Source organism: Roseburia sp. AM59-24XD (assembly GCF_003478445.1).
In the GTDB taxonomy this organism is placed as follows: domain Bacteria; phylum Bacillota; class Clostridia; order Lachnospirales; family Lachnospiraceae; genus Jutongia.
This window is the reverse complement of record NZ_QUET01000013.1, coordinates 84,558-90,557: the sequence shown is the minus strand read 5'-3', so window position 1 is coordinate 90,557 and position 6,000 is coordinate 84,558. Positions and strand designations below refer to the sequence as shown.

Annotated in this window: 8 protein-coding genes and 1 pseudogene; 5 read left to right on the top strand and 4 right to left on the bottom strand. The window is 39.4% G+C overall.

Features of this window, described 5'->3' with window-relative positions; genetic code table 11:
* The first annotated feature begins 169 nt into the window (after nt 1-169).
* The 3 genes from DXA20_RS08080 to DXA20_RS17155 are packed head-to-tail and all read left to right on the top strand — an operon-like array spanning nt 170 to nt 1,411.
* Complete coding sequence (locus DXA20_RS08080) at nt 170-523, top strand: hypothetical protein (protein ID WP_022306385.1); 354 nt, start codon at nt 170-172, stop codon at nt 521-523.
* Complete coding sequence (locus DXA20_RS17160; RefSeq protein ID WP_279222362.1) at nt 507-971, top strand: DUF4300 family protein; 465 nt, start codon at nt 507-509, stop codon at nt 969-971. Before DXA20_RS08080 ends, DXA20_RS17160 begins: the two co-directional genes overlap by 17 nt.
* Nucleotides 971-1,411 (top strand): DUF4300 family protein, encoded by a 441-nt coding sequence (locus DXA20_RS17155; protein ID WP_279222361.1) that lies wholly within the window; start codon nt 971-973, stop codon nt 1,409-1,411. Before DXA20_RS17160 ends, DXA20_RS17155 begins: the two co-directional genes overlap by 1 nt.
* Nucleotides 1,412-1,815: 404 nt before the next feature.
* On the opposite strand, the pseudogene DXA20_RS18390 reads toward DXA20_RS17155, so the two are convergent.
* The 3 genes and pseudogenes from DXA20_RS18390 to DXA20_RS08055 all read right to left on the bottom strand — a co-directional run bounded on the left by DXA20_RS18390 (nt 1,816) and on the right by DXA20_RS08055 (nt 3,782).
* Nucleotides 1,816-2,717 (bottom strand): annotated as a pseudogene (locus tag DXA20_RS18390) (TlpA disulfide reductase family protein).
* 41 nt (nt 2,718-2,758) lie between these two features.
* Entirely contained in the window at nt 2,759-3,646 is an 888-nt protein-coding gene (locus tag DXA20_RS08060; RefSeq protein ID WP_118559943.1) for a 4Fe-4S binding protein, read from the bottom strand.
* Nucleotides 3,639-3,782 (bottom strand): CD1871A family CXXC motif-containing protein, encoded by a 144-nt coding sequence (locus DXA20_RS08055; protein ID WP_009263530.1) that lies wholly within the window; start codon nt 3,780-3,782, stop codon nt 3,639-3,641. The genes DXA20_RS08060 and DXA20_RS08055 overlap by 8 nt, the downstream gene beginning before the upstream one ends.
* A gap of 93 nt (nt 3,783-3,875) precedes the next feature.
* On the opposite strand from DXA20_RS08055, the gene DXA20_RS08050 reads away from it, so the two are divergent.
* Nucleotides 3,876-4,556: a response regulator transcription factor gene (locus DXA20_RS08050; RefSeq protein WP_022024520.1), complete on the top strand. Its 681-nt coding sequence runs from the start codon at nt 3,876-3,878 to the stop codon at nt 4,554-4,556.
* Nucleotides 4,553-5,725, top strand: coding sequence for a sensor histidine kinase (locus DXA20_RS08045; protein ID WP_118559939.1), 1,173 nt, complete (start codon nt 4,553-4,555; stop codon nt 5,723-5,725). Before DXA20_RS08050 ends, DXA20_RS08045 begins: the two co-directional genes overlap by 4 nt.
* Nucleotides 5,726-5,737: 12 nt before the next feature.
* Here DXA20_RS08045 and DXA20_RS08040 read toward each other — a convergent pair whose 3' ends face one another.
* The gene (locus tag DXA20_RS08040; protein WP_442969686.1) at nt 5,738-5,857 is read right to left on the bottom strand and encodes a winged helix-turn-helix domain-containing protein; all 120 of its coding nucleotides are present in this window, start codon (nt 5,855-5,857) and stop codon (nt 5,738-5,740) included.
* Nucleotides 5,858-6,000 lie beyond the last annotated feature (143 nt).

Genomic DNA, 6,000 nt, shown 5'->3' with positions numbered 1-6,000 from the left:
GTCTTAGTTTTTTATTATTTTCACTATAAATAATTCTTAAATTGCGAACCATACTATTGCCATATATAATTCTTAAATTGCGAACCATACTATTGCCATATATAAAATAATATGGTAACCTGTTTCAGCAATAATCGGAGAGCAGAAACAAGAAAAGAGGTAAATGATTATGAAGAAGAAATTAATCACAATTGTACTTGGTGTAATGCTTTGTATGAGCATATTAGGAGGCTGTGGACAGAAAGAGACAAAGCAAAATAATACTGCAACCAGTAACAGCGGGGATCAAAATAAGGAAACAACCGAAGAAAAAGAATTGGTTGGAACCATTGATGAGATAAAAGATTTTATGTTTATCATTACAGACGACGATGACACACCATATAGTTTTACTTTCGACAAAAAACCGAAGGGATTGGAAAATATCAGTAACGGTGATACTGTAACCGTAAAATATACAGGTACAATTTCAGAGGTAGATCCGTTCGATGGCGAGGTGATATCTGTTGAAAAGACAAAATAATACCACTTTATCCGCTAAAATATGTGCTGTCATTTTGCTTTCATCTATGGTGCTGAGTGCCTGTGCGGATACTCAGATGACGCAGGAACAGAAGATACCTGCGGATACTCAGCCAGCGCAGGAGCAAAAGATACCTGCTGCAACTTATATGGGAGGGGATAATACTTCTGCCGAGGTCTGCAAAGCGTTAAAGGATGCGGGAGCTTCGCATGTAGATGTATTTCAGGACTGGGTGACTGATTTTGCAGATTCCGCCGGAAAAAATGCAAAATTGGAAGACAATTGGTCAGATCCCCGGAAACTGAAAGCAGATACAGGTAAATGTATGGATGGTTGGGAACAAAATCATGACTATTCGGATACCGACTGCAGAATGACCGCATTTCTTCTGTTAGACGGGATGCTGACGGCTGAATCAACAGAAAAAAAGTATAAGGTACTTATTTAATGTTTGATACAGATGCGATAGATAATGTAGACAGATACGAAATCATAAAAAAGAAAAAGGATATGTTTACTACCCTCTATGGCGAAAAAAAAGTAACAGACAACAAACATCCTGAAACTACATTTTCTAACAATTGGAAGGATCACGGATTTCATATAGACAGCGACAGAATATCTCTTCTCAGCATTGTAATATCCGATCCTGATTCTGATGTCGTTTTTGTAGGTCATACAGGAATACTGATAAAGTATAGCGACTACTATTTATTTGTAGAAAAAATTGCCTTTGAACAGCCATATCAGGCAACAAAAGTTCGTACGATAGATGAATTGCTTCATATTTTATCATTGCGACCGGAATATTTCGGAGACGAGGAGGAAGCCGGACCATTTGTTTATGCTAACGGTAAATATCTCCAAACATTAAAGAAAAGTAATTAACAGCTTATAAAAAAGGATAGGGAATCAACGATAACTATGAAAAAATAATTCTTTCCCTGAATACAGGAATGGATACTTCCTATGATGGCATTAAATCCGTCAACTTGATCGACTGGTTGATTTCAGAATAAAAGTCCAAGAAAAGCATCTCCTCTGAGGTGCTTTTCCCGGCTTAAGCCGTACCTCTCTTAATCTATTTGTACAATAGTTTATATACCGAGTGATGGGCTAGAAAAAATGAGGTCAATCTGATAAGGATTTTTGAGGACACCCTGAAACTATGCGCTTACGATTCTTTACACTAACCTCTCTATATTTCGCACTTGCACCATTCCTTGACATTATAGTAATGTTCAAAAAAAGCTCTCTGTGCAATGCACAGAGAGCTTTTTATATGTAGACCTCTATTTATTTGTGCTGTCTGCATCAATTACAGACTGAATCTGCTTCATAAGGGCATCATAGTTGTCCTTGTTATCAATTCCGCCGAGCATTGGTTCGCCTACAATATTGCCATTTCTGTCAACAAGTATAGTTGTTGGAAAGGCCATGATTTCTGAGGCATATTTACCGGCAGCACTAGAAGAGTCAATTGACAGATTACGATATTTGACACCCTGGCTTTCAAGAACAGAGGCAGCCTCTTTGATAGCTGTTTTATTGCCATCGAAGGTCTCAGTGTTGATGCCAACAACTTCTCCGCCCATTGATTTGATAGCATCATTTAATTCGTTAAGCTGGATAATTCAGCGACACATGGTTTGCAGCCGGTAAACCAGAAATTGACGACTGTTACTGCATTACCGGAAAACAGGCTGTCATCAACCTTATTGCCATCAAAATCCTCACCGGAAAAATCACTGAATACAGATGAGGCTTTAGAGCTGTCCTTCTTGTTATCGTCTGATGATGTATTTTTGTTTTCAAGCTTTGCTATCTGTTCCTCGATTTTTCGTATGGTTTCAATATCCTCATTAAGTGTTTTAAGTTCATCGTCTGTGAATGAATTCTTGTTTGATTCTACAGTACCTGCAAGATAATCAGCATAATTTCCGTTTGGATCGGCGTCACTTTTGTTCATCATGCCAAATGCCTTGTTCCACACATCAGCGTGATCTGCAAAAAGCTGATTTTCCTGCTGATATAAATCATCAAGCCTGGAATCTGATTTGCCGGATGCTTCTGAGCCGGCTTCAGTCTGATTGTTCTTAGAATCTGTGTTGGAAGCTTGCTTTACGCCACATGCTGTAAGTGATAATGCTATGCAGAGTGTAAAAATAGAAATAAATGATAATTTGTTTTTCATGAGTAATTTCTCCTTTAAAATAATAGTAAAATATTTAATAGTTATCTGTTGTCATTTTTTTGACATGACTTTCCCATAAACCGGTAGCAGATGGCGTCCTTCGGACAGGCCTTTATGCAGGCACCGCAGCGTATGCACTCGGGGTGATCCGGTGTCTTACACACATCCACATCCATCTTACATGCCTTTGAGCATTGACCGCATCCGACACATTTGCTGCTATCAACGGTGATTTTGAGCAGGCTGACCTTATTAAATAATGAGTAGATTGCTCCAAGCGGACAAATCCATTTACAGAAGGGCCTGTAAAATAAGATACTTAGTACAATCACTGCAATTAAAATCATACACTTGAAAGAAAAAAGCTTTCCCAGCGCAGAACGGATAGCAGCATTTCCAATAGATAACGGTATAGCACCCTCTAAAACACCCTGAGGACAGATATATTTGCAGAAGAACGGGTCTCCCATTCCTATAGAGTTCGTTACAAGCATTGGAAGAAGTATAACGAAAACAATAAGAATGACATATTTTAGGTACCTAAGAGGCTTTAGTTTGGCTGTGGATAATTTCTTTCCGGGGATTTTATGAAGTAAATCCTGAAACCATCCAAATGGGCACAAAAAACCACATATAAATCTGCCGAGAGTTACACCGAGTAAAATAAAAAATCCGGTTATGTAGTATGAAAACTTAAATTTTGATGACCCGACAACTGCCTGAAATGCCCCTATTGGACAGGCTCCTGTCGCGGCTGGGCAGGAGTAGCAGTTTAATCCGGGTACGCATACTGTTTTTGCATTGCCCTGATATATTTTACCCTTAAATAAATTTAGAATATGAATATTGGTCAGCAGCGTTGCTGCGGCCTGTATCCAGCCACGTATTTTTGCCAATTTTCTTGATAGTAATTTCTTTTCCTTATCCAATTCCGACACACTCCAGACATAGTTTTATTGCTTTACCAAGCACGGTAGCCGCCTCACCTCTGACTGCACCATAGCTTATCATGGATACACCAAGGATAAGCAGAATGATTTGACATGTTTTTTGGTATTTCAACATAATGTTGCTCCTTTTTGTTGTATGGTTGACCAGCTGACTTTGGTATTATACAATATAGGTTGTAAAATTATTGTTAAGAAGCAGGAGAACATTTTGAGATTATTAATTGTTGAGGATGAGAAACAAATATGTGATATGGTTGCAAAGAGTCTGTATGCTGCCGGTTATGAGGTGGATACCTGTTATGATGGGAAAGAGGCTCTTGAATGTATACTGTCGGAGAATTATGATCTGATAGTTTTGGATTTGAATCTGCCGGGGATGGATGGCATGGAGCTTCTTAAGGAGCTTAGAAAATACAATGATGAAACTAAGGTTTTGATATTATCTGCAAGAGGTCAGATTGCTGATAAGGTAGAGGGACTGGATGCAGGAGCAAATGATTACATGGAAAAACCATTCCATCTGCAGGAGCTTGAGGCACGTATCAGAAGCCTGACAAGAAGGAAATTTGTACAGAATGATATATGTCTTAAATGCGGAGAAATAAAGTTTGATACGATTAAACGCGAGGCATATGCAAAGGAAGAGCCGGTTCCACTGACAAGAAAAGAGAATGGTATTTTGGAATATTTACTTATCAATATAGGCAGACCGGTGAGTCAGGAGGAGCTGATAGAGCATGTGTGGGATGCCACGGCAGACAGCTTTAGCGGAGCAATCAGGGTACATATGTCTTCACTTAGAAAAAAGCTTAAGGCGAAGCTGGGATATGATCCCATTCAGAACAAGGTAGGTGAAGGCTATAAAATACGGGAGGAGTCTGACAGATGAAAAGAATGTCGCTACAGTGGAGACTTACGTGCATTACTACATTGTGTATTGCTATTATATGTGGCTGCCTGACTATGTTTGTCTATAAAAATGGTGTGCATTACATCGATTCTCTGCAGGATGCGGTAGAGTCACAGGGGGATGAAAAAGGAAACAAATCAGATGAAATATATATCAGTATACCGGACGATAAGTGGGATGAGTTTGCGGATAAATTTTCGGTTCAGGTGTACAATAATAAGGCCGACTATAAAAGAAACAGTCTGATAATCACGGTTTTGCTGGCGCTTTTGGGAGGTGTCGTCACTTACTTTATAAGCGGGCATGCACTCAGATCAATCAGGGAGTTTTCAGATAAAATTGAAGAGGTACAGGCTCAGAATCTGTCTGATTCAAGAATAGAGGAAAACAATGTTAAGGAACTGAACCAGCTGGGTATTTCTTATAATAAGATGCTTGAGCGTCTGTCGGAAGCATTTGAGATACAGAGACAGTTTACTGCAAATGCAGCACATGAGCTGCGTACTCCATTAGCGTTAATGCAGGTACAGCTTGATTTATATAATTCTGCCTCTCACCCGGGAAATGATGCAGACACTTTGCAGACCATAAAAATGGTTACGGAACAAAATGATAAATTAAACAGGATGGTAAAGACTCTTCTTGACATGAGTGAGCTTCAGACGGTGGGAAGGGATGATAAAATTATATTGGATGCTATTGTTGAAGAGGTTTTGGCAGACCTCGAGCCTCTTGCCGTGGAAAAGAATATAAAGCTGATTGGAAAATGTGAGGATGCCACTATGATAGGCAGCGATATCCTTATTTACAGGCTTGTATACAATCTGGTTGAGAATGCCATCAAATATAATCATCCGCTCGGACAGGTTACCGTAACCGCATGTCAGAGAAACAAGCATGTTTATCTGTCTGTAGAAGATACGGGAAGCGGAATACCAAAGGAGCTTAGGGAGAGAGTGTTCGAGCCATTCTTCCGTGTGGATAAATCCAGAAGCCGGAAGCTGGGTGGCGTAGGGCTAGGTCTTGCTTTTGTCCGTGAAATCGTTAGAGTACATGATGGCAGTATTTGTATCAAATCAGGCAAGACTGGGGGAACGATTTTCGAGGTGACTTTTGCACAGCATTCAATGTCGAAAAATAAGCAGTGATCTGTAATCTACTCACAGACCGCTGCTTATATTTTTGTTGAAACGATAACCTCCCCCCCATACCGTCTGTATGTAGATTGGCTTACTTGGATTATCCTCTATCTTCTCCCGAATATTCCGGATATGGCTCATGATGATGTTGTAATCGCCGGAATAGGATTCTCTAATCTTGAAGGAAATTCGTGAAATAGATTACATAGTATCAAAAGCAAGTAAACTATGATAATTCCTCTCAACCATTTCCCTCGCAACTTATTTTTTTTATCTCTTTTCTT